This is a genomic window from Mesorhizobium sp. M0772 (assembly GCF_040320135.1).
In the GTDB taxonomy this organism is placed as follows: domain Bacteria; phylum Pseudomonadota; class Alphaproteobacteria; order Rhizobiales; family Rhizobiaceae; genus Mesorhizobium.
The window spans coordinates 1-23,299 of the sequence record NZ_JAMYPB010000069.1 but is presented as its reverse complement, the minus strand read 5'-3'; the positions used below and the strand labels follow the sequence as shown (position 1 = coordinate 23,299).

22 protein-coding genes are annotated in these 23,299 nt (G+C 64.1%); 5 read left to right on the top strand and 17 right to left on the bottom strand.

What is annotated here, in order from left to right:
• Positions 1-73 precede the first annotated feature (73 nt).
• Genes NKI06_RS28385 through NKI06_RS28365 form a run of 5 tightly spaced genes read left to right on the top strand, consistent with a single transcriptional unit; the run spans position 74 to position 4,679 of the window.
• Positions 74-907 carry an ABC transporter permease gene (locus NKI06_RS28385; protein WP_352987765.1) on the top strand — a complete coding sequence of 278 codons (834 nt, stop codon included), beginning with the start codon at positions 74-76 and terminating at the stop codon, positions 905-907.
• Positions 907-1,704 carry an ABC transporter permease gene (locus NKI06_RS28380; RefSeq protein ID WP_023695739.1) on the top strand — a complete coding sequence of 266 codons (798 nt, stop codon included), beginning with the start codon at positions 907-909 and terminating at the stop codon, positions 1,702-1,704. The genes NKI06_RS28385 and NKI06_RS28380 overlap by 1 nt, the downstream gene beginning before the upstream one ends.
• Positions 1,701-2,816: an ABC transporter ATP-binding protein gene (locus tag NKI06_RS28375; protein WP_352443474.1), complete on the top strand. Its 1,116-nt coding sequence runs from the start codon at positions 1,701-1,703 to the stop codon at positions 2,814-2,816. Before NKI06_RS28380 ends, NKI06_RS28375 begins: the two co-directional genes overlap by 4 nt.
• 50 nt (positions 2,817-2,866) lie before the next feature.
• The gene (locus NKI06_RS28370) at positions 2,867-4,252 is read left to right on the top strand and encodes an NAD(P)/FAD-dependent oxidoreductase (protein ID WP_023728386.1); all 1,386 of its coding nucleotides are present in this window, start codon (positions 2,867-2,869) and stop codon (positions 4,250-4,252) included.
• Between the two features lie 58 nt (positions 4,253-4,310).
• Positions 4,311-4,679, top strand: coding sequence for a cupin domain-containing protein (locus NKI06_RS28365; protein ID WP_081725355.1), 369 nt, complete (start codon positions 4,311-4,313; stop codon positions 4,677-4,679).
• Positions 4,680-4,702: 23 nt separating this feature from the next.
• On the opposite strand, the gene NKI06_RS28360 is transcribed toward NKI06_RS28365, so the two are convergent.
• The 17 genes from NKI06_RS28360 to NKI06_RS28280 form a co-directional block, all read right to left on the bottom strand.
• Positions 4,703-6,346, bottom strand: a complete 1,644-nt coding sequence (locus NKI06_RS28360) for an MFS transporter (RefSeq protein ID WP_023671898.1) — start codon at positions 6,344-6,346, stop codon at positions 4,703-4,705.
• A gap of 223 nt (positions 6,347-6,569) precedes the next feature.
• Positions 6,570-8,438 carry an asparagine synthase (glutamine-hydrolyzing) gene (asnB, locus tag NKI06_RS28355; RefSeq protein ID WP_352987764.1) on the bottom strand — a complete coding sequence of 623 codons (1,869 nt, stop codon included), beginning with the start codon at positions 8,436-8,438 and terminating at the stop codon, positions 6,570-6,572.
• 71 nt (positions 8,439-8,509) lie between these two features.
• Positions 8,510-8,776, bottom strand: a complete 267-nt coding sequence (fliQ, locus tag NKI06_RS28350) for a flagellar biosynthesis protein FliQ (RefSeq protein WP_023671896.1) — start codon at positions 8,774-8,776, stop codon at positions 8,510-8,512.
• Positions 8,777-8,800: 24 nt separating this feature from the next.
• Positions 8,801-9,208 (bottom strand): flagellar hook assembly protein FlgD, encoded by a 408-nt coding sequence (gene flgD, locus NKI06_RS28345; RefSeq protein WP_023728383.1) that lies wholly within the window; start codon positions 9,206-9,208, stop codon positions 8,801-8,803.
• Positions 9,208-9,651 carry a flagellar biosynthesis repressor FlbT gene (flbT, locus tag NKI06_RS28340; protein WP_023695743.1) on the bottom strand — a complete coding sequence of 148 codons (444 nt, stop codon included), beginning with the start codon at positions 9,649-9,651 and terminating at the stop codon, positions 9,208-9,210. Before flbT ends, flgD begins: the two co-directional genes overlap by 1 nt.
• A complete protein-coding gene (gene flaF / locus NKI06_RS28335; RefSeq protein WP_023671893.1) occupies positions 9,648-9,995 on the bottom strand; it encodes a flagellar biosynthesis regulator FlaF in 348 nt (115 codons plus the stop codon). The genes flbT and flaF overlap by 4 nt, the downstream gene beginning before the upstream one ends.
• Before the next feature lie 30 nt (positions 9,996-10,025).
• Positions 10,026-11,069 carry a flagellar hook-associated family protein gene (locus NKI06_RS28330; RefSeq protein ID WP_352987763.1) on the bottom strand — a complete coding sequence of 348 codons (1,044 nt, stop codon included), beginning with the start codon at positions 11,067-11,069 and terminating at the stop codon, positions 10,026-10,028.
• Positions 11,070-11,072: 3 nt separating this feature from the next.
• Positions 11,073-12,527, bottom strand: coding sequence for a flagellar hook-associated protein FlgK (gene flgK, locus NKI06_RS28325; protein ID WP_023686357.1), 1,455 nt, complete (start codon positions 12,525-12,527; stop codon positions 11,073-11,075).
• Between the two features lie 176 nt (positions 12,528-12,703).
• Entirely contained in the window at positions 12,704-13,957 is a 1,254-nt protein-coding gene (locus NKI06_RS28320) for a flagellar hook protein FlgE (RefSeq protein ID WP_023691731.1), read from the bottom strand.
• Between the two features lie 94 nt (positions 13,958-14,051).
• Entirely contained in the window at positions 14,052-14,720 is a 669-nt protein-coding gene (locus tag NKI06_RS28315) for a response regulator transcription factor (RefSeq protein WP_023683295.1), read from the bottom strand.
• A gap of 220 nt (positions 14,721-14,940) precedes the next feature.
• Complete coding sequence (locus tag NKI06_RS28310) at positions 14,941-15,528, bottom strand: transglycosylase SLT domain-containing protein (RefSeq protein WP_023804743.1); 588 nt, start codon at positions 15,526-15,528, stop codon at positions 14,941-14,943.
• Positions 15,461-16,747, bottom strand: coding sequence for a flagellar hook-length control protein FliK (gene fliK / locus NKI06_RS28305; RefSeq protein WP_352987762.1), 1,287 nt, complete (start codon positions 16,745-16,747; stop codon positions 15,461-15,463). The genes NKI06_RS28310 and fliK overlap by 68 nt, the downstream gene beginning before the upstream one ends.
• Before the next feature lie 95 nt (positions 16,748-16,842).
• A complete protein-coding gene (locus NKI06_RS28300; protein WP_352987761.1) occupies positions 16,843-18,273 on the bottom strand; it encodes a MotC family chemotaxis protein in 1,431 nt (476 codons plus the stop codon).
• Complete coding sequence (locus NKI06_RS28295; RefSeq protein WP_023686352.1) at positions 18,270-19,616, bottom strand: MotB family protein; 1,347 nt, start codon at positions 19,614-19,616, stop codon at positions 18,270-18,272. Before NKI06_RS28295 ends, NKI06_RS28300 begins: the two co-directional genes overlap by 4 nt.
• Positions 19,617-19,647: 31 nt before the next feature.
• Positions 19,648-20,274 (bottom strand): hypothetical protein, encoded by a 627-nt coding sequence (locus NKI06_RS28290; protein ID WP_023686351.1) that lies wholly within the window; start codon positions 20,272-20,274, stop codon positions 19,648-19,650.
• 3 nt (positions 20,275-20,277) lie between these two features.
• Positions 20,278-21,918 carry a flagellar basal-body MS-ring/collar protein FliF gene (gene fliF, locus NKI06_RS28285; protein ID WP_352987760.1) on the bottom strand — a complete coding sequence of 547 codons (1,641 nt, stop codon included), beginning with the start codon at positions 21,916-21,918 and terminating at the stop codon, positions 20,278-20,280.
• A gap of 189 nt (positions 21,919-22,107) precedes the next feature.
• Entirely contained in the window at positions 22,108-22,992 is an 885-nt protein-coding gene (locus NKI06_RS28280) for a flagellin N-terminal helical domain-containing protein (RefSeq protein ID WP_023683302.1), read from the bottom strand.
• Positions 22,993-23,299 lie beyond the last annotated feature (307 nt).

The following is a 23,299-nucleotide window of genomic DNA, read 5'->3' as shown; positions in this document are numbered from 1 at the left end:
GCGGGCAACTCAACCGCGTCGTCCCCGCCCGGCCGTGAGCGGGTCGGAACCCAGGGCCCCCCCCGCCGCCTAGGTGGGGCCGGGGGGGCAAGGGCGGCCGTTCGGGCTCAGGGCGCCGGCGCTCATCCTGCTTGTCGCGGTGATCGGCTACCCGCTGCTCACCATCGTGCTGCGCAGCCTGTCGGAACCTGAGTGGGGGCTGCAGAACTATGCCTGGTTCTTCGGTGCGCCGGTGAACCTGACGGTGCTGCAGCGGACCTTTGTCATCTCGGCCTGGGTGACGCTGGTGTGCGTCATCGCGGCCTATCCCTATGCCTATCTGATGACCGCGGTCGGGCCGCGCGTCCGGCTGGTGCTTGTGCTTTGCGTGCTGATCCCGTTCTGGGTGAGTGGTGTGGTGCGAACGCTGTCATGGGTGATCCTGCTGCAGGATTCGGGCGTCATCAATTCGTTGCTGCGCTCGGTCGGGTTCGGCGGCGTCAAGCTGATCCGCACCCAGACCGGCGTGGTCATCGGCATGGCGCAGGTGCTGTTGCCGTTCATGATCCTGCCGCTCTATTCCGTGATGCAAGGCATCGACCTCAGGCTGATGCGTGCGGCGCAAAGCCTCGGTGCGCGGCCGTCGCGCGCGTTCTTCACCGTCTATCTGCCGCTGTCGCTGCCCGGCGTCTATGCCGGCGCGATCATCGTCTTCATCCTGTCGCTCGGCTTCTACATCACGCCTGCTTTGCTCGGCGGCCCGCGCTCGACCATGCTGTCGACGCTGGTGCAGACGCAGGTGCTGAGCCTGCTGCAATGGGGCAGGGGCGGCGCCATGGGCGTCGTTCTGCTGGTCACCACCTTCGTGCTGCTGGCGCTGGCAGCACCCGTGATGCGGTCCAGGCATCGGGAAGCGGGGCGGCGCTGATGGAGATGAAGCCGCTCACGCGCGTTCTTCTCGGGCTCGTCTGCCTGCTGGTGGCGATATGGCTGGTGGCGCCGACGCTGGTCGTGGTGCCGATGTCGTTCAACGAAAACAAATCGCTGGCGTTTCCGCCGCAAGGCTTTTCCTGGCAGTGGTACCAGAATTTCGCCACCAATCCGGACTGGTCGAACAGCTTCCTGAACTCGCTGAAGGTCGCCTCGATCGTGGCGGTGCTGGCGACGGTGCTCGGCACGCTTGCCGCCTTCGGCCTCGACCGCATGAAGGCGCGGCCGGCGAACCTTTTGCGTATGCTGATGCTGACGCCGATGGTGGTGCCGGGCGTGGTGCTGGCGATCGGCATCTATGCCGTCTATCTCGACACGCAGCTCGTCGGCACGCTGCTCGGCTTCGTGCTGGCCCACACCATCCTTGCGCTGCCCTTCGTGCTGATCGCGGTCTCGGCCAGTCTCGAAGTGTTCGACCGCCGGCTGGAGACAGCCGCCGCGAGCCTGGGCGCCGGCGCACTGACCACGTTTCGCACGGTGACGCTGCCGCTGATCGCGCCGGGCGTGCTCTCAGGCCTGCTGTTCGCTTTCGCCACCTCGTTCGACGAGATTGTCGTGTCGCTGTTCATCACGAACCCCTATCTCAAGACATTGCCGGTGCAGATTTTTGCCTCGATCACGCGCGACGCCGATCCGACGGTGGCGGCTGTCGGCACGATCCTGCTTTTCGCGACCACGATCCTGATCGGCGGCGGCATGCTCCTTCTTGGCCGCGAGCGGAAAGGACGCCAATGAATCCGAAGCCGACAAGCAAGGGCGCGGCGATCGATCTCGAAGCGATCAGCAAGGCCTATGGCGGCTTCAAGGCGCTGGACGGCGTGTCGCTGCGCATCGAGCCCGGCGAGTTCATGACGCTGCTCGGCCCCAGCGGCTCGGGCAAGACGACGACGCTCAACGTGATTGCCGGTTTCACCGATGTCACCAGCGGCAAGCTTCTGGTCGGGGAAAAAAGCGTCGTCGGCGTGCCGGCGCACAAGCGCAACATCGGCGTCGTCTTCCAGCATTACGCGCTGTTCCCGCATATGAGCGTCGGCCGCAACGTCGCCTATCCGCTGACGCTTCGCGGCGTCGACCAGGCGACGAGGCAGACACGCGTGGCAAGGGCGCTCGACATGGTCAAGATGGGCGATTTCGCGCATCGCTATCCCAGCGAATTGTCGGGCGGCCAGCAGCAGCGCGTGGCGTTGGCACGCGCCATCGTCTTCGACCCGCCGCTGCTCCTGATGGACGAGCCGCTCGGCGCGCTCGACAAGAAGCTGCGCGAATGGCTTCAGCTCGAGATCAAGCGCATCCATCGCGAACTCGGCACCACATTCGTCTATGTCACGCACGATCAGGAAGAGGCGCTGGTGCTGTCGGACCGCATCGCCGTGTTCAACCGCGGGCGCATCGAGCAGGTCGGCACCGGCCGCCAGCTCTATGACGAGCCGGCAACGCTGTTCGTCGGCCGCTTCATCGGCGATTCCACCGTGCTGCGCGGCAAGGCGCGCAGCGATGGCAACAGCACCGCGCTGAGCATCGCCGGCGAGACGGTGACGGTACCGCGTAAGCTGTCGGGGGAAGCCAGCCCGGTGATGCTGCTGCGTCCCGAAAAGCTCGCGATCCGAAGAGCCGGCCAAAGTCCTGCCAATGGCGCCAACCGCCTGTCGGGGACGATCGCGGAAGCCATCTATCTCGGCTCGGAATCGAAATACGAAGTTAAGCTCGCCGACGGCTCGGCCGCGATCGTGCGCTCACCGGTGACCGGCGAGAGTTTTGGCCTCGGCGACAAGGTCGAGCTCTGCTTCGACGGCAGCGACGCCAAGCTGCTGGCGGACGACGCAAGCGCCGACACCACACTCACCTGATTCCATCTGGCCTGATCCCATCTGGCCTGATCCCATCTGAAAGTCATTCCATGCAAGCCAAGCGCAACGGCGACATATCGTTCTGGTATGCGGATCTGGGGGCGGTTCCCGTTCCGCGCCCGCCCTTGCCTGGAAACATCGAGGCCGATGTCGCCATTGTCGGCGCCGGCTATACCGGCCTGTGGACCGCCTACTATCTGAAAAAGGCGAAGCCATCGCTGCGCGTCGTGATCGTCGAGCGCGAATTTGCCGGCTTCGGCGCTTCGGGGCGCAATGGCGGCTGGCTGTCGGGCGGCTTCAGCTGGTCGCGCGAAAAATATCTCAAGACATCGAGCCGCCAAGGCGTGATGGCGATGCAGGCGGCGATGGCAGGCTGCGTTGATGAAGTGATCCGGGTCGCGACCGAGGAAGGCATCGACGCCGACATTCGCCGCGTCGACAATCTGACGGTGGCCACCAACGCAGCGCAGTTGGAGCGCGTGCGCGAAGAATGCGAGACGATCCGTTCCTGGGATGTCGACCCGAACCGCGTCGAGATGCTGGACGCCGCCTCAACGCGCACGCGCATCAACATCCGTAACGTCATGGGCGGCTTCGTCGTCCATGGCCAGGCGCGGGTGCAGCCGGCCAAGCTGGTGCGTGGGCTTGCCGATGCCGTCGAGCGGCTGGGCGTGCCGATCTATGAGAAGACGACGGTGACAAGCATCGCCAAGGGCAGCGTGACGACAGACCGCGGTACGGTGCAGGCGGAGACGATCATCCGCGCGACCGAGGGCTTTACATCAGGCATCCCCGGCGAGGAGCGGACCTGGCTGGCGCTCAACAGCGCGCAGATCGTGACTGAGCCGCTGCCTGCCGACCTGTGGCGCGACATCGGTTGGGAAGGGCACGAACTGCTCGGCAATGCGGCGCATGCCTATTGCTATGCCCAGCGCACGCGTGAGGGACGCATCACGATGGGCGGACGCGGCGTGCCTTATCGCTACGGCTCGCGCACCGACGTCAACGGCCAGACGCAGCAGGCCACGATCGACCAGCTGCACACGATCCTGACGACGCTCTTGCCGCAGACCAAGGGATGCCGCATCGATCACGCCTGGTGCGGCGTGCTCGGCGTGCCGCGCGACTGGTGCACCACGGTCGGCCTCGATCCCGCGACCCGCATCGGCTGGGCCGGCGGCTATGTCGGCCTCGGCGTGTCCAGCTCCAACCTTTCGGGGCGCACGCTGGCTGACCTTGTTCTCGGGGCAAACACCGAGCTGACGAAGCTGCCCTGGGTCAACCGCAAGGTCAGGCCATGGGAACCGGAGCCCTTCCGCTGGCTGGGCGTGCATTCGATGTACCAGCTTTATCGCATTGCCGATGGCCGCGAGGCGGCAGGGCTTGCGCGCACCTCGAAGCTGGCCGCGTTGGCCGACAGCATCACCGGCCACTAAAGCCATTTGTTCTCACGCAATTCCGGGGCAGACCCCTTTCCTGGAATTGCTCTTATCCATGGAGCTAGACTTGATCGATCTTTCGACCTTCCACGATCTCGCCAAGGCCGAGATCGGCGCGTTCTCTCCTAAGCCAAGCTCGATTGAAGGCGATCAGGTCGAGGCCGTGCGCTCGTTCTTTCAATCGCCTGACGGGACTGTCGATGTCGGCATCTGGGAATGCACGCCCGGCCGCTTCACCGCCGATCGTTCGGACTCGTCGGAGATCTGCCACATCATTTCGGGGCGCGTGGAACTGAGCCGCATCGATGGCGAGGTGCGGGAACTCGGTCCGGGCGATCTCCTCGTCCTGCCGCAGGGCTGGAAGGGCGAGTGGCTGATACGCGAGACCACGCGCAAGCTCTACATGATCCAGAGCGCCGGCTGACCGGCGCTACGGCTATGGCGAGCTCAGTGATCGATCGGCCCCTTCGGCGAGACCAGCGCGGTGCCGGCGGTCGTCGGGCGCTCGATCAGGCGGCGCACGCGCGGCGGTTCGTCGCCGCTGTGCAGCGCCCGCACCCGCTCGCCGACGACGGCGTCGGCATGGGTGGCGCGCCGGTTGTGGCGGATGTATTCCAACCAGGTCGGCGTGTGGTAGTGTTCGATCCAGACTGCGGGATTTTCTAGGTCCCGAGCCAGCGTCCAGTTGCGGGCGCCGTCGCGGCGGCGGATGCGCCCGCGCTCGGCCATGGTGGCGAGGAATTCGGGTACATCTTCGTCGCGGATAATGTACTCTATCATGATGGCGATGGGGCCGCTGCGCGGCTTCAGGTCGAGGCCGAGATGCGGCTCCTTGAAGCGGTTGAGCGGGTCGAGGTTGAGAGTCGTCTGCTGCGGCAGCGGCAGGAACAGGCCGATGGCGCCGCCAACAAGCATCGCGATGGCCGCCGCAATCAGCGCGGTTTCGGCGCCATGCGCATCGGCAACGACGCCCCAGATCCAGCTGCCCAGCGCAATGCCGCCGAAGGTCGCCGTCTGGTAGACCGACAGCACCCGGCCGACGACCCAGCGCGGCGTCGACATCTGCACCGTGACGTTGAAATGCGACAGCGCGATCACCCAGCAGGCGCCGCCGATGAGCAAACCCGCCGCAGTCTGCCAGGCATTGAGGCTGATGGCGGCATTGAAGGCGCAGACGGCAAAGCCGGCGAAGGCCATCCGCACCATCGTCTCGCTGGACAGCAATTGTCTGAGACGCACGCTTATCAGCGCGCCGCCGACGGCGCCGATGCCGAAGGCGCCGAGCATGATGCCGTAGGTCAAGGCATCGCCCTTGACGACGTCGCGCGCCACCAGCGGCAGCAGCGCCAAAACCGCGCCGGCGCTGAAGCCGAAGGCGGAGCCCCTGACCAGCACCTTGCCGATGTTGGGCGACATGGCGACATAGCGCAGGCCGGCGCCCATGGCGGCGCCCAGCGTCTCGCGCGGCAGCGTCGAGACCGGCAGCTCCGGCTTCCAGCGGAAGAGCACGATGATAAGACCTATATAGCTCAGCGCATTGGCGGCGAACGCAGCAGCCGCACCAGCGGCGGCAACGATGATGCCGCCGATCGCCGGGCCGACGCTGCGTGTCAGGTTGAAGCCCAGTGAATTGAGTGCAACCGCGGCCGGCAGCTTGTTGCGCGGCACCATGTCGCCGACCGATGCCTGCCAGGACGGGTTGTTGAGCGCCGTGCCGCTGTCGATCAGGAAGGTGAAGGCAAGCAGCGTCCACGGCGTCATCCAGCCGTTCCAGGTGAACAGCGTTAGAAGTGCAGAGACGACCAGCATGAAGATTTGGGCGATCAGCATCACCTTGCGCCGGTTGAAGCTGTCGGCGATGGCGCCGGCGACGAGTGCAAACAGCATGATCGGCAGAGTGGCCGAGGCCTGGACCAGCGCCACCTGATAGGGCGACGTGGCGATGGTGGTCATCATCCAGGCGGCGCCGACGCCCTGGATCAGGCCACCGAAATTCGACACCAGGCTGGCCGACCATACGGCGCGGAAGATGCCGTGCCGGAACGGCGCCAGCGCCGAAACGCGTTCGCTGTCCGGCTCGTCATCGATCATCAGACCTGTCCCACCTTAACGTGCTGGTTTCGTCCGCCGGGACGACAATCATGGCATCCGTTTGAAATAGAGCACGACATCCAAAAGGGCGAACGCGTCTTCGAAAAAGATCATGGTCCAACAACAGGATAGCAAGGCGAAAATACGTCAGCCGGGAAGGGTTCGCTACCCAGAGCGATGTTCTCATTGGTCCACTGCTCGGGGCTGTCGGCCGCGCGCGAAGTCAGCTTCTGTCCCGGGCAGCGGTATGCAAGGCTTCGGTCAGCGTGCCTGTCGTCTCGCCGCCGGCGTGAAGGCGCAGGAAAAGCTCCATGCCGACAAGCCGCAGCCTGGACGGTTGCTCGCGCCGCGCCAACTGGACCATGTCCTCCAAATTCGCGGCGGGCCATTTCAAGGCATCGCGCAGGAAACCGCCGCGTAGCAAAGTCTCCGTGCCGGCCGAAAATTGCGACGACATCTCGAAGCCGATCTTGCGCGCCTGGACGTTCTGGCGCGGAATATGCTTTTCAGCGACCTTTCGCAAAAGCCATTTTCCTGTCTTGTCGCGGTATTTCTGCCGCCTCGGCAAATGGATGGCGAAGTCGATCAGGCGGTTTTCCAGGAACGGGACCCGCAGTTCCACGGACGCCGCCATGCTCAGCCGGTCGTGCCGGTGCAGTATGTCCTGCAGATGCGAATAGAGGTCGTAGAGGCAACTACCGAGAAAGGCGCGATCCGCGGGCGGCATAACCGGCTCCAGGCGGTCGAAGATCTCGGTTTGCAGGAAATTCAGCTCCGGCGACAAAGCACGCAGGACCATGCTGCGATCCATTTGTGAGTGGCTTCCAGCCGAGACCTTGTAGGGGGCATGACGCTGCTGTTCGAATCTCCGGTCGAGCGAGCGCTTCGAGTGCACCAGGCGCCGGGGCCACGACCAGGAACGCCACTTCTTCATGCTCAAGGCCTGCAAGGGGTAGCCGCCAAACAATTCGTCTGCGCCTTCGCCGGTGAGCAGCACCTTGACGCCATCGGCCCGGCATCGTTCGGCAAGCGCCAGCAGCGCGACATGGCTGGCGTGCCAGCCATCGCTTTCAAGATGCCAGATTACCCTTGGCCAAAGTTCGAAAAACCGGTTCCTGTCGACCTGCACCCGGCGCAAGGGCACGCCCACATGGCGGCCGGTGCGTTCGGCGTCTTCGGCCTCGCTGTTGCCGAGCTGCGGGTCGACGACATAACCATGGACTTCCGGCCTGAACCGCTTTGCCAGCGCCGTTATCAGGCCGGAGTCGACACCGCTGCTGCAGGCGGTGGCAACGCTGGTATCGGCGATGCAGTGAAGCCCGACGCTGTCCTTGAGCAACGCCTCGAGCGTCGCCATGTGTTCAGCATCAGCGGATGCATCGCCGGTAATGCGCGCGGTCTCCAGCACGTCCAGCACATGCCAGAAGCGGCGCTTCTCGATAACGCCATCGGTGATCTTCCACAGGCCGGCGGGCGGCAGGCGCTCGATGCGGTCGAACAGGCTGTAGCTGGAATCGCGGCTCTGCCAGGCAAGCCGCAAGGTGATCTCGCGGCTGTCGATGTCGCGCGGAAAACCGTCGCAGGCGAGGATCGCCTTGTCCTCCGAGGCGAACAGGATTCGCTCCGGCGTGTCGGCCACCGACATCGGCTTGATTCCAAGACGGTCACGCGCAAGCCACAGCGCACTGCTGCGAGCGTCGAAATAGGCGAAGGAAAACATCCCGTCGAACAGCGGCACGGCTTTTTCGGGACCCCAGTGATGCAAGGCTTCGAGAACCACTTCGGCATCGCAGATGGTTCGAAAGACGACGCCTTGCGCCTGCAGCGTTTCGCGCAACGAGCGGTAATTGTAGACCTCGCCATTGTAGACGAGAACGCCATCGCCGGAAGAAGTCAGCATCGGCTCACGGGCGGCGGGCGAGGGATCGATGATGGTAAGCCGGCGGTGACCGAGCGCCAGCCGATTGTTGTGCCAGCTGTCATGATCGTCGGGGCCGCGATGTACCAGCGCCTGCATCATGCTGGCGACATCCGACAGGTCGTTGGCGTCGATCGGGTTTCGTTTGCGCCAGACGCCGGCTATTCCGCACATGGCCTGCCGGTGAGTTCTGCCTGAGTCATGGCCTGCAATCTAGCCGGAACACAGCCGCCTGCAAGCGCTGCCTAGAACCCGTTTTCAATGCGCTCGAAGATGACGTTGGTGAAGGCCGATATCTGGCTGCCGATGAACGGACCGGTCAGCGCCACGACCAGCATGATGGCTACGATCTTGGGTACGAAGGTCAGGGTGATTTCCTGGATTTGGGTCAGGGCCTGGATCAGCGCGATGCCGATGCCGACCACCATGGCAACCAGCACCACCGGCGCGGACGCGACGAGCACCGTCCACACCGCATACTGGACGATGTCTAGGGCGTCGGCCTCGTTCATGTGAGCGCGCCTCTATGGAACTGTCTAGCTGGCCGGCTTTATCGAAACGCCCGCGCCGACCGGCACTTCGGTGCCGTTCTGCAGCACGGCGATCACGCCGTTGCTTGCAAGCTTGACCGAGGCCACGACGCCGGTCGTCTTGCCGTCGGCCGAGGTGATCGAACGGCCGATCAGGGCATCGGCCTGCGATAGCGCCGACGACTGCATGATCTGGTCGAGCTTGGTGTTGGTCTGCACCGATTGCTCTACCTGCGAGAAGGTGGCGAGTTGGGCGACGTACTGCGTCGAATCCATCGGTTTCGTCGGATCCTGGTTCTTCATCTCGGCGATCAACAGCTTCAGGAACGACTGGTAGTCGACCGCTGTCTTCGATGTCTGCTGGGTACCCTGGTTGGCACCCATGGGGATCGTCGTCGTCATGTCCACATTCATCAGTATTGTGCTCCCACGGCCAGCGGGCGCTTCGCACCCAGAACATCGTCATTGCCGCCAAGTGCGCGGCGTTCGAGCGGATAAAGCGCACGGATAGCCTTCAGCGCTTCATAGATATGGTCTTCGCCGACCATGCGGTCGATCTGCTTCAGCGCGCCACTGATCTGCTCATCCTCGAAGCTTGCCAAAAGCAAGGGCAGCGAGCGGCGGAACATGGCGCGCGCCTCGATGGCGCCGGCCGGGTTCATCAGCATCACCTGCAGGATGAAATAGAGCTGCTTGAGCGGCGTCGAGGCATCGTCGGCCTGGATGACATGGTTCTCGAGCAGGAACTGTACGTCGTTCATCAGCTCGACGGTGACCTTGCGGTCGACGCGGATGACGGCGCCGTTGATGTAGATCTTCTCGTTCGGCTTCAGCGATATCTTCAGCGTGTTGGTCATTGAATGCCGTCCCGGATGATCTGGGACACTTCGATCAGCCCTTCGAAATTGTCGGTGCGGCCCTGGCGGATGTCCTCGGCCTCGCGCAGCAGCCACAGGCCGATGGAGATGAGGTTGGCGCGCAGTTCCTTGGGCAGGACATTGTCGCTGGAACCGAGATCCTCGACGAAGGTGGTCCAGACCCGGTTGGTGAAGTGCAGCGCCTCGACCGCTTCCATCGAGGTGTGGCCGACCGCCGCCGCCGCCGCCAGCATTTCGATCGAGCGGGTCAAAAGCTGCCGCTCGCGATCTTTCGCATCGGCAACGGAGTCTGTCTGGATGTCGGCGTAGGAGAATTGGTACATCGTTTGGCTCTACCGTTGCGGTTGAGATTGTCAGGTCAGGTAGTTCAGCAGGCTCATCTGCTGCAGGCGCGCGGTCAGCGCAAAGGACGTCTCGATATGCTGCGTCAGATCCGCGACGCGGGTGGCTGCCTCGGCGGGGTCGACGCCTTCCAGATCGAGGATATGGCGCTCGAACAGGTCGACCTGCGTCTTCATGCGGTCGCTGGCGTCGGAGACCCGCTTCTCGGCAAGGCCGGTCTCGGCCTGCAGTTGCCCTAGCCCGCCTAGCGCCTCGCCGACCATCGCCTGGGCGCGGCCGACAACGGCGGTCTTCGCCGCCGGGCTGATATTGCCGGAGAGCAGGTCGGTGATCAGGGCGGAAGCCATGGCGAGCTTGCGGATGCTGTCTTCATTGGCGCTGGCCGAGGTCTGGGTGGTTTCGCCCAGCGAAATACGGCTGACGATCTGCTGGTCGGTGGCGTTCGACCAGTTGGCCTGCCAGCCGGAGCCCATGAACTGCGGCATGACATTGCTGGTGATGAAGCTATCCATCTGGACGGCGGTGATGTTGGCGGCGAGCGGATCGGTCTGCGTGAAGCCGAAATACGACGAGAAGGAAGCGTCGAACGCCGCCTTGGCCGGCGAGCCGGCGGCGGTGAAATCGTCGATCGGCTTGACGTCGGTGTTGGTGCCGGCAAACAGATATTCGCCGTTGACGCTGGCGTTGAGGATAGAGGTCATCTGCTGCACGGCGGCCTTGCCGGCTTGCTGCGTGATGGTGCTCGAGGAATTGCCGGCGGCGGTCAGCGCGGTCAGCAAATTCTGCGCAGTGTCGGAAAGCTGGCCAAGCGCAGCCTGCGTCGAGGACAGCCGCGCGGTGACCAGCGAATTGGAATCGATGATGACGTTCAACCGGTCGAGGTCGCGCGAGAAGGTGACCGCCTGCGAGGTGCGCGCGCCGAGCGCCAGACCGACATCGGCGACGGTGCCGGTCGTCGATTCCTTGGTGGCTTTGACCAGTTCGGCCTGCATGCGCATCTGCTGATAGCGCGCGGCGTTGGAGAGGGCGGCTGATGAGACGGATGTGGCTTTCATGGCTTATCCTACGGCATCGAGCAGGGCCGACAGCATGTCGTCGACGGTTTTCATCATGCGCGCCGAGGCCTGATAGGTGTGTTCGAGGTCGAGCAGCAGCGACATCTCCTGGTCGACATTGACGCCGGTGTCGTTGGACAGCGCCTCGGCGGTGCGCGATGCCAGCGCTTCCTTGGCGTCGGCGTTGCTCGAGGCCTGCTGGCGCTGGCCTTCGAACCAGCCAATGGCATTGGCGGCGTAGTCGGACACGCTGGACGTGACGGTGATGCCGGCCGCAGCGTCGAAAGGCATCGGCTTGTCGAGCTTGTCGCCATAGCCGATCAAGAGCTGCGAATAGGAGGCGTTGCCGGCAGTGTTGGCGATATAGGCCGCACCATTGGCGCCGCCGTCGCGCAGCAGCACCGGATTGCCGCCGACGCTCGAGTCCATTGCGGCGTTGACCTTGATCGAGCCGGCAAGCCCGTCGATCAGCGTGCCGGCGGCCGGAATGGCGGGCGCACCCGACCAGGTGAACAGGCCGGTTCGGTCGGGCTGCGAAGGTGCTGTTTCGGCAAAGGCGGTGATGAGGCCGCGCGCCACTTCGTCGAGCTGGCTCTGCATCGTCGCCGCGACGCCGTCGCGCAAGGTGATGAGCCCGGCGAGCTTGCCGTCGGCGCTGGTGTTGCCGCCAGCCCCGGCGCTGACCGGCACATTGTCGATGTAGATGGTGTTGCCTGGTGTGCCGGCCGTGTAGCCCGCCGACGGGGTGAAACTTACCGAGCGCGGAATGGTCTCGAACAGTGTCGTGCCATCCTTGGTGGTGATGACCATGTCGTTGTCGCCACGCGTGAAGGTCGACACCGGCACATAGTCCGCGATCTTCTTCAGCAAAGCGTCGCGCTGGTCGAGCGCGTCGGATGCGTCGGTACCCGAACGGGTTGCGGAGATGACCGCCTTGTTGGCGTCCTGGAACTGACTAAGCAGCGAGTTGAGATCGTTAACCGCCGTTGATATCTCGCCATCGGCCTGGGTGCGGAAATCCTGGATCGCGTTGGTGCCGTCGTTCAGAGCGCGCACCACCTGCTGGGCCGCGTCGATGACGCTGGAGCCGAGGTTCTGGTTGGATGGCGTAGCGGCGTAAAGCTGCAGCGCGTTCTGCAGCTTGCCGATCGCGGTCGAGGCAGAGGAGGCGTTGTCGACGCCGTTGACGGCAACGGCGAGGCGGTCAATTCCGCTGTAAAGCGTGCTCTGGCCGCTCCATGCCGATTGCGCGCTAAGGTTCTGGCGAAACAGCAGGGCGTTGGTGGCGCGCTGGATCTCGACCGAGCGGGCGCCGGGCGCGCTGCTGACGACGACCGCCGTGCGGCGGGCATAGTCGGGGTTGCTGGCGTCGGCAATATTGCGGGAAAGGACGCTGGTCTGCTTCGATGTGGTCTGAAGCGACTGTTGGGCTATGGTCAATGCGGAAGTCAGCGACATGCGGGTCTTTCACGAGGCCAGTGGGGAGGGGATGACGTCTCTGCCCTGTCGGCGGCGTCGGCGTTCGGAAACCTGCAATTCCAGACCACCCCGGCCGGTTTGCCGGTGTGGCCTTGAATTCGAAATCCGCGCACCGCGCTGCTCTGGTTTGGGTTCATTCCCTTGGCGCCCGTCGTTTATCTCTTCAGGTTGACAAGGACATCCATGAGGTCGGAACCGGTCTGGAACACTTTCGAGTTAGCGGTGTAGCTGCGCTGCGCCGCGATCATGTTGGTCAATTCCTCGGCGATATCGACGTTGGAATTTTCCAACGCGCCGGAGATGATGCTGCCGAGCTTGCCTTCATTGGCGAAGCCGATGCGCACGGTGCCGGAGTCAGTGGACTGCGCATAGACATTGCCAGGCAGTGCGGTGAGGTTGTCGGCGCTCTGGACGTCGGCCAGTGGGATCTTGAACAGCGGCTTGGTCGAGCCGTCCTGATACTGGGCGTAAATGACGCCGTCCTCGCCGATCTGGATCTTTTCGATCGTGCTGGGCGCGTTGCCGTTGACCTTGGCTTCGGAGACCGTGAAGCCGGTGCCGAGCTGAGTCAGCTTGGACAAATCGAGGTCGAGCGACGCACCGCCCGGTACGGGGATGGTAATCGAATCGACGGCGCCGGTGAGTTTGCCGGTGGTGGTGTCGAAGGTCAGGTTGGCCGTGGCCAGCGCGCCGCCCGTATAGGGGAAGGATGTGCCCGGCGTCGCCTGGGACTGGTCGAACACAGAGACCGACCAGGTGCCGGTCCCGGTGTTGGTGAAATAGAGGTCGAGCAGCTTCTTGTTGCCGAGATTGTCGTAGGTGACCATCGAGGATTTCGACGTGTATTCCGCCGTCGGGCTGTTGGTGGACGGCAGCGGACCGGCGGGCGGCGTGGCGCCGGCCGGCAGATTGGCGTTGAAGTTGCCCGCGGTGCTGGGCGTCGCGGTCATTTCCTGGTCGGAGATCTGGACCGGCACCAGCCCTTCGAAACCGTTGGCGGTGGCAGCCGGTGTGCCGTTGGCGTAGCTGTAGGCCATCAGCTGGTAGCCGGCGGCGTTGACCAGCCTGCCCTGAGCGTCGGGAACGAATGCGCCGGCGCGGGTGAGGAAAGGCGTTCCGCTGGGGTCCTGGACGACGAAGAAACCGTTGCCGTTGACCGCAAGGTCGGAAACCGAGGTCGTGTACTGCAGCACGCCCTGGGCGCTGATGGCCGAGCGGATGGTGGTGTTTACGCCGCCGGAATTATAGGCGCCGCCGACCTGCGGCATGATCAGCGTCGAAAACTCGGCCGAGGATCGCTTGTAGCCGGTGGTGTCGGAATTGGCGATGTTGTCGGCTGTGGCCGAAAGGCGGTTGGCCTGCGCGTTCATGCCGGAAACGCCGGTCCGCATCATTCCGTAAAGGCTCATCGAAACGTCTCCTCAATGCCCAACATCGTTGGGCCCATGTCTGTGGTCGCGAGGATATAATTTTTGTCTTGCGCGAGGCTGGCGCAGACCGGCATCAGAACACCAGCCGGTAGCCGAGGAAGCGCTTGGAATCTATCGGGTCCTGACCAAGCTTTTCGCGCAGTTTCTTGCGCAATTTGGAGATGTGGCTCTCGACCACGTTCTCCTCGACCTCTTCGTCGAAGATGCCGTAGATGGCGTTGAAGACCTGGGTCTTGGTGACGCGGCGTCCGCGGTTGCTCGCCAGATATTCGAGGATGCGGCGTTCGCGGCGCGGCAGAGGCAGCGGCTGGCCATCGATCTCGGGATCGCGGCCATCCATGAAGATGCGCATGGCGCCGATCTCGGTGTAGCTGACGTCCTCATGGGCGCGGCGGCGGATGGCGGTGATGCGGGCCAGGATCTCCCGGATATGGACCGGCTTGCGTATGACGTCGTCGACACCGCTCTCGAACAGCCGCAGCGTATTCTCGAGCGAGTGCTGTTCGCTCAGCGCAATGACCGGAGCGCCGGTGCGGTCGCGGATCTGGCGTGGCGAGATGGCGCCTTCGCGGCAGTCGCCGATGAGGAAGGCTCGGACCGATCGCAAATCCGTGTCGGCGGCCGATGTCACCCACTCGCCGAATTCACCGGACGCGAAGCCTGCACAGGCGACGCCCTCACGATCGAAAAGTGAATTATAGCCTTCAGTTACGAGCTCACGCTCGTCAACGATTACAATCATCGGCCCCGCCTCCGAATCAGATCATCTGTCCCGTGGGAAGAGCCGTAACCGGTGCCGGGAATCCTGAACAACCATCATTTCTTGTAGCTATTTTCTTGGGAGTTATTTCGAGTTTCGAAATAACCGCAATCAGGAGGTTGTATCGTTGGTTGCCGAACGGGTGACGTGGCACGTCACCCGCCGGGCGTGGATTTGCAACCGTTCGCAAGAGATTATTCACCTAAGGGTTGCAAAAGTTGCGGGCGTTCGGGGTCCATTTGCCGAAGCCGGTGGCGACCATATTGGCGATGACGCGGCAGACATAGAATTTCTGCGCGGGATCATTGTCGGGGCCGGCGTGGTAGCGGGCGACGGCCATCGACCAGCTGACATGACGCGCATGCAGGCTGGCCAGGAAGCGTGCGGCATAGTCGACATTCTGGCGCGGGTCGAGCATGTCGTCGACGCTGCGGAAATGCGCGGCGTGATAGTGATGGTTGATCTGCATGCAGCCGAGATCGATGAGTGTCTTGCCCTCGCGCCGGGCTGCTTCGAAGGTGGCCAGGGCCTCGGTTCGGTTCCTTGGAAATACCGCTTTCCCCTCTATATTCAACGCATTAGGTTGCAAGCTACCCTTCTTGCCGGTCTCGGTCAGCCCGACCGCATAGAGGATGCCGGCGGGCACGCCATAGCGGTCGGCGGCACGCAAAATCTCGGGCTCGCAAGGGTTGGTGGCGGCGGTGGCCGGCTTGGTGGCGAGGCTAGATAAACATATCGTCGCCAGCGCGCTTGCCAGCAGGCGCGCCAGCGCGGCCGAATTCCTGGGCATCGTCATTGCGGTTTCTTCTCGACTGCTGGCCGTCCGAACCCGTATTGTTGCCGCTCGAGTTTCCGGGCTGAAAAGCGGACTGGTCGCGGCCTTGCGGCATTGGATGCGAGTTCGCTGCATCGCTGCGGGCCGCTGCGTGGATCGCTATCGAGGGTTGCAGGATGGTGACCTTGTCGACATCGAAGCCGAGCCCGCGCAACGACTTCACGATGGCGTCGCTATCGGTGGCGAGACGGCGGTAAGCCTCATGGGTTTCGGGCTTCAATTCTATCGAAAGTTGTTCTCCGGAAAGCCTGAGACTGGCGGTGACCATGCCGAGCTCTGCCGGGTGAAGCTCGATCTTCAATATATGTGTCGGAACGGCAACAGAACCGGCCGTCTGGGCGCTCGTCGACGGCGTCGAAACCGCTTGCCGCAGTCCGTTGTCCGAAGCCAGCACGTCGATAAGCGCCGAAGTCGTCTGGTTCATCGGGTTTTGCGCCGGGGCCGGGAAGCTCTGTTCGGCAACAATGTCGACGCGCGCAGCGAATGGCGGCTGTTTTCCCTGTGTGGCCGATGCCGCGGAATGGGCTCCATCGACGGACTTCGCCGACGGCGCGGACCGTTTTGCCTCGGGTGCCGAAACGTCGCTTGCCGTCTGGTCCGCCGGTAGAGGAGGCGTCGGACCATCCTGGTGCGGCAGTTTGCCGGACTGGAGCCCGATCGCGGGCAGCTTTTGCCCCTGATCCTGTGCGGAAACGCTGGTACCGGGCTTGGCCCGTTCCGATCGCGTCGTCGTGTCGAGTCTGTTGTCAATGCCGGACGCTGCGCGGTGTCTCTTCAGAGGCGACGTCTGTGCAGAAATGGCCTCGCCAGCGGGCGCCGGTTGCCCAGTCTGTCCATTCGTCGCGATGCCGTTCCCGCTTGTCCGGACCGTTGAGAAATGCCTGATATCGTGCAGCGCCAGCACCAGTGGCAAATGATCCTGCAGCGATCCTGCATCCGCGTCTCGTCCGGCCACCTCAGCGTCCTTGGATGGTTTGTCCGGGCCACTATCGGCATGTTCTTTTGCGGCCTTGCCGGCAGCGGATTTCGTCCCCGTTTTGCCAGACTGGGTGTGTGGGATTTCGCTTTTGCCGGGACCGGCAGGGCTGCGTTTGGCCCAACGCAGCTCGTGCGACGCGGCCTCAATTGCTCCCTGGCCTATCGGTGTCGGCGCATCGTCGTCGCCGCGCACCATGTCGCCGAAGCTTTTGTCGCCACCTTTGGCGTTTGAGGCCGACTGCTTCGATCCGGCGTGCGCGGGAGCCGGCAGGGCCTGGCCAACATTGGTGGTCATTTCGGGGCTGCTCCAAGCATCTGGTCGATCAAATCGAGCTGGCGACGCGTCCTCGCCATGGCGGCGTCGGTGGGATCGGTAGGCTCTACTGCGGCGGGGGCCGGCACCGATGCCGGCACGACCGGAGCCGCATCGCTGGCCGAGGCGACTGCAGGCGTTTCCGCCGCCTTTGCCTCTGGCGTGCTCGGTGCCTGCGCGGCCGGCTCACTTGCCGCCTTCGGTCGGTCGGTTGCGGGCTGTTCACTCGACGTTGTGGCGGCTGGCTGTTCCGGCATCGCGCCTTCGACCGGCGGCAGCTCTGGCTCGTCGGGTTTTTCCACGGCCGCGGTCTTGACCGGCTCCTGACTGGCCGAGGCAGGTGCGGGCTTTTCGGCAGGCAGCGGCGCCGGCGGGGCGATGACTTCACCCGCCACGGCCTGCGCGGCATCGAGCAGGTCGCGGTCGCTTTGCGAAAGCTGGTTGCGATCGATCTTGTCCAGCTTGGCGCGGACCTCGCCGATGGTGCCGGACGTTACCGTGGACAGGCTGGAATAGAGCTGGGCGCGCGGATCGTCCTGATTGTGGATGCCGTCGCGGCCCCGTTCAGCCCTGGCCGAGGCAAAGGCGGAGAGATCGGCAAAGCCGTCGATCGCGGCGCGGCGGGCGATGCGCAGATAGATCACCTTCTCGCGTTCTGGATCCATCATTGCGGTGATGTCGGCGAGCTTGTCCTGGCTGATCGCCATGTGCAGCGTGATGACGCCGGAGACGAAGGCGTCGGCGAACTGGCTGGCATAGGGCGAATAGAGGTAGTCTTCGACGTATTGGGTTGAGGCAAGCGCGAAACGCGCACCGTCGCCTTGCGCGGCGGCGATGCCGACCGAGCGGCGCAGTGCTGCTTCCTCGACCAGCGTGCCGGGGCTGAGCAGGCGAGCATCGTCGAGCAGCGCAAGCGCGCTGACCGGTTGCTCGGTGGCGAGAAGCGAGCCCTTGACCAGCGCCAGAAAGGCACCGACATCGGGGGGCAGGGTCATCGGATCGATCGGCTTCAGCGCCTCGATCGCAGCCGCCTGCCGGCCGTTCAGATAATCGACAATGCCCTTGGCGATGGTCAGGCTTTGCGGGTCGGTCTTGGCGCGCGACACCGCCGCCTCGACGGTGACGGGGTTGCCGCCACTCATGCCATAGACCAGCAAGGCGCGAAAATTCTTCGGGTCGCTGAAATCATCTGCGTCCGCCGCGCGCAGCCTTGTGTCGGCCATTTCGAGCAGCTTGGCCTGCATCGGCAGCGCGGCGTGATCGCCGGCGGCGATGCGGTCCTGCACAAGCTGCAGCGAGCGCACCAGCTGATAGGGCTGCAAGCCGTCCTCGGCGAAGGCCGATGGCGGATGGACAGCGCTCAGCAGCAGCAGCCCGACGGCGCGGCCGATGATGGCGGCGCGCCTCATCCGTCGGTCGCCATCAGGATTTCGATGCGGCGGTTCGCGGCCGCCATCGGGTCGGCTGCAATTTTCGGCTCGCGATCGGCGAAGCCGGCGACCTCGGTGATGCGGCGCTCGTCGACGCCGCCGCGCACCAGCATGTAATAGGCGGAATGGGCGCGCGCCGTGGACAGCCGCCAATTGTCGTAAGTGTCGCTGCGGAACGGCCGCGCGTCGGTGTGGCCGTTGATGCTGATCGTGCCTTTCTGCTCGTTGACGATGCGGCCGATCTTTTCCATCGCCAGCACCAGTTCACGCCTAGGCACCGCCGATCCGATCTCGAACATGCCGAAATCGAACTGGTCCGTGATCGAAATGACGACACCCTTGTCGGTGGCTTCGACGGAGACGCCATTATGCAATTTGTCGCCTGGCTTGAAGGCCTCGGCCAGTTCCTGCTTGACCTGCGCCGCGGCTCTAACAGTGGCGGCCGTCGGCGCTTTTTCCGCGGCTTCGGGTTTGGGTGCGGGTTGTGCTTCGGCGGCTTCGGCCTTTGCAATTTCGGCCTTCGCTGCTTCAGCCTTGGCCTCTGCTTTGGCTTCAGCCTTGGTCAGCGGCTTATCGGAAACGGATTTCGCCAGCGGCTCGAGCGGCGCCGCGGCCACTGGCGGCGCGGCCGGCACGGCCTTCACCTCCGCCACTTGCGTCTGTGCCGCCTTGTCACCCGGCTTCAGGGGATCGCCTTCGATCTTGGTGCGTTCGGCGGTGGCTTCGGCGCCTGGTGCAGCCACCTGCTGCGACCAGAAATCCGGCGCGAACGGGTCGCGGTAGGATTGGCCGCCGGATGCGCCGGTAGCCGGGCCGGACGCCTGCGCGCCGCCATCGCCCTTCTCGCTGACATTTTGCATGACGCCGGTGTCGGTGGCGATTTCCGACAGCACCGCATAGGGATCGGCAAACAGATGCTCGTCGGAAAGATCCGTCTTTGGCGCCGATTCCTTCGATTGCTTCTTGTCGGAAGTACCGGCGCCGCCGACGCCGTCCTGTCCGGCCTTGCTGGTCTTGTCCCGCGGGTCGTCCGCCGTCAGCCCGACCTTGCTCGGGCCATCGCCGAGGTCTTCGAGGCCCTTGCGGCTGGCGTTGCGATCGACCAGCTTGACCGGATTGAAGTAGCTGGCGACGGCTGCCTTGGTCTGCTCGTTGGCGGCGTTGATCAGCCACATGACGAGGAAGAAGCACATCATGGCAGTCATGAAATCGGCAAAGGCGATCTTCCAGACGCCGCCATGGTGGGCGTCGTCGTGGTCGTCGTGGTTGCGCCGCACGATGATGATCTCATGCCTGGCGTCTGCGGCCTCGACAACGCTCATGACGTCCACTCGTTCGTAAGAGGGCCCTCGCTCATGACAGGGCCTCCGACAAGGCGGCCGACCATTCGGCAATGCGGGTTTCGAACACCGCCTCGTCAATGGCGACGGTAAGGTCGAAGCCGGGCGCCTCGACGAAATCGAGATTGGCCGCGCGTGGGCCGAGCGAAGCCTTCAGCGTCTCGAACAATGACAGCGGTCCGCGCACGGCGATGCGCACCGCCTCGCTGTCGCCGACGGCTTCGCGGATCGTGCCGGCAAGGGTTTCCAGCGAACGCTTCTGCAGATCGTCGCTGACAAGGCCGCCAATGATGCGCGCAATGGTGGCGCCGACGAGGTCGCTGACCTTGGCCTCCATGATCTCGATACGGGCAGTGACGACCGCGCCGAGATCGCCGCCGAAACTTTCCAGAAAGGCCTTTGCTTCATCGGCGTTGGCCTGTCTCTGCGCCTCGAGCGCTGCCTGGTGGGCGATGGCAAGGCGGGCTTCAAGGGCGGCTTCGGCATCGATGACCGCTTCGGCGATCAGCGCGCCGATGTCGGCCTGCGGCGCCGACGTCTCCGGCCTTGGCTCGGCCATGGCGGCGAGCGAGGGCTGGCCGGCACGCTGGCTGCGTGCGCCGAAATCCGGCAAAAGGTCGAAAAGCGCTGCCGAGGCCATGGTCTATACCGCTGCTTCCTGGGCCGCCCATTTGCGCAGGATCTGCGCGGTGCGCTCCTCATTGATGTCGACCATGCGGGCAAGCCGCTCCTGCGGCGCCGGCCTGATCTTCTGACGAAGATCGTCGAGTGGAGTCGGGCCTGGGCGGCTGCCGGGCAAGGCAGCCGGCGCCTGTTCGGCGCTGGCGGCTTCGGGTGTCGGCAGTGAACGCTGGACGTCGTCGAAGCTCGGACCGGCAAGTGCCGGCGTCGGCCGCGCGCTCAGCGCGGTGGCCATACGCCTCAGGCCGAAGAAGGCGACCAGGAACACCACGACGATGAAAGCGCCGGCGTTGATCATCGTACCGGCATGGGTTCCGATCGACGCCATTATGCCCGGCTGTTCGACCGCCTCGCCGTCGAGCCCGTCGATGAACTCGACGGCCGAGACATCGATGATGTCGCCGCGCTTGTCGTCGAAGCCAGTGGCCGAAGCCACCATCTTCTGGATGTCGGCAACGCGCTTGGCGATCTGCTCGGGCGTTGCGTCCTTGCCGAGGATGGTCATCAGCCGCTGCTGATTGACGACGACGGCGATCGACATCTTGGTGACGGAATAGCCGTTCGAGACTGTGGCGATCTTCTTGGAGTTGATCTCGTAATTGGTGATCTCCTCCTTGCGATCATTCTCCGATGACGTCTGCGGACCATCGGTGCTGGTCGCCTGGGTCTCGGGCAGGTTCTGCTCGACGGTGGCCGGGGTCGAGGCCTGCCTCTGATTGCTGTTTTCGTTGGCGCGCACCGACTGCACGGAACGCTCCACGCGTGACTCCGGATCGAAGATCGTCTCTTCGGTCTGGCGGGTGTCGGTGTTGACATCGGCCTTGACGCTGGCGCGGAAATTGTCGGGGCCGAGATAAGGCGTCAGCGCGCGGCGGATGTTGTCGCCGATCTGCGCCTCGACGGTCTGCTCGACGCCGAGCGTGCGGGCAGCACTTGTGTTGGAGGGATCGTCGCCGGCGGCGAGAAGGTTGCCGTTGGAATCGAGCACGGTAACCTTGTCGGCCGACAGGCCCGGCACGGCGGCGGCGACGAGATGGCGGATCGACATGGCGCTCTTTTCGGCGTCGATGCCGGAATAGCGGATGACCACCGAGGCGGAGGGTTGCTGTTCGTCGCGGCGGAAATTGGCGCGCTCGGACATGACGATGTGAACGCGGGCGGCCTTGATGCCGGATATCGACTGGATGGTGCGGGCGATCTCGCCTTCCAGCGCGCGCACGCGGGTGATCTGCTGCATGAAGGAGGTCAGGCCAAGAGAACCGACATTGTCGAACAGTTCGTAGCCGGCATTGGCGCTGGTCGGCAGGCCCTTTTCGGCGAGCAGCATGCGCGCCTGCGCGGTGGTGCCGGCCGGCACCAGCACGGAGGTGCCGTCGGAGCCGACGTCGAAGCCGATGCCGGCTTCGCCGAGCACCAGGCCGATCTGGTTCACGTCGGAGCGATCGAGCCCGACATAGAGCGTCTCATAGGCCGGGCGGTTGAGATAGACCGAGCCGATGCCGATGACGGCCATCACCAATGCGGCAATGCCGGCCAGCATGGCAAGGCGCCTGACGCCAAATGCCCTGAGATTCGAGATGATGCTCTGGATCTGTTGCGGCACGATTCAAGCGCTCCCAGCATGATATTCCGTGGGAACACTAGACCGCGAAGCTTGTGCGAAGATGATAGAGCATGTCGCCCGGAAGTGTGCAGCGGTTCCGGGTCAACGACATGCGTCAAAACACACCCATACAGGAAAGGGCCGCGCTGTTGGCGCGGCCTATTCAAGGAAGAGAAAGCCGGGTCAGGCTTACTGCTTGAACAGCGCCAGGATCGACTGCGAGTTGCCGTTGGCGATCGACAGCGACTGGATGCCGAGCTGCTGCTGGACCTGGAGGGCCTGCAGCCGCGTGGATTCCTTGTTCATGTCGGCGTCGACCAGCGCGCCGACGCCCTTGTCGATGGAGTCCGAGAGGTTCGACAGGAAGCTCTTCTGGGTGTCGATGCGCGACTTGGCGGCGCCGAGATAGGCGGCACCCGTGGACAGCTTGGCAAGCGCCGTTTCAACGGCGCCGAGTGCGGTGTCGATGGCCGCCGGGAGGACCTGGGTGGTGCTGGGATCGAAGAAGGTCGTCGCCAGCAGAGCGCCGACGATGCCGCCAGTGCCAGGAAGATCGAGAACCTGCGTGTCGGCCGCCTTGACGTCGATGGTGTCGATGGCGACGGTCGTGCCGGTGCGGTTATAGGACGCGACGATCTTCAGGTCGGAGGTCGCAGCAGCGTCGTTCTGCAGCAGGTTCGAGCCGGCATAGGAGGCGTTGGTGACCGACGACTTGATCTGGTCCTGGATGGCCTTGATTTCGGTCGCGATCTTCTGCTGGTCGTCCTTGCTGGCGCTGCGTGCAGTGACCAGCTTGGCCTTGATCAGGTCGACCTGGTCCTTGATGTCGGTGATGGCGGTGTAGGCGGTATCGACCTTGCCGGCGCCGAGGCCAAGCGCGTCCTGAACGGCCGAAAGCGCCTTGTTGTCGGACTTCATCGTGGTGGCGATCGACCAGTAGGCGGCGTTGTCGCTGGCGGTGGCGACGCGGTAGCCGGTCGAAATGCGTGACTGGGTGGTTTCAAGCTGCTTGTTGGTGTTGTTCAGGCTCTGCAGCGCGGTCAGAGCCGAAGCGTTCGTCATGATGCTAGCCAAGATATTTACCCCTTTTCAAACACTGGCGTGTCCCGAACACGCCGGATCAACTTCATCAAGGGGGTAGGCATAAGCCCATCGACCGTATGGTCTGCCCGCCATGGAATGGTTAACCATGACTACCGGGATATGGTTAACGGCCTGTTAAACCAAGCCATTCAGGGCGCTGGCCAGAAGCAAAAATCGGCCGCCATTTAGGAAGAAAATCAACAGCCGCAAAAAGAATCGGGGGGGGCGGGGGGGGGGGGGGCGGGCGCGGGGGGGGGGGTGGGGGGGGGGGGGGGGGGGGGGGGGGGGGGGGGGGGCG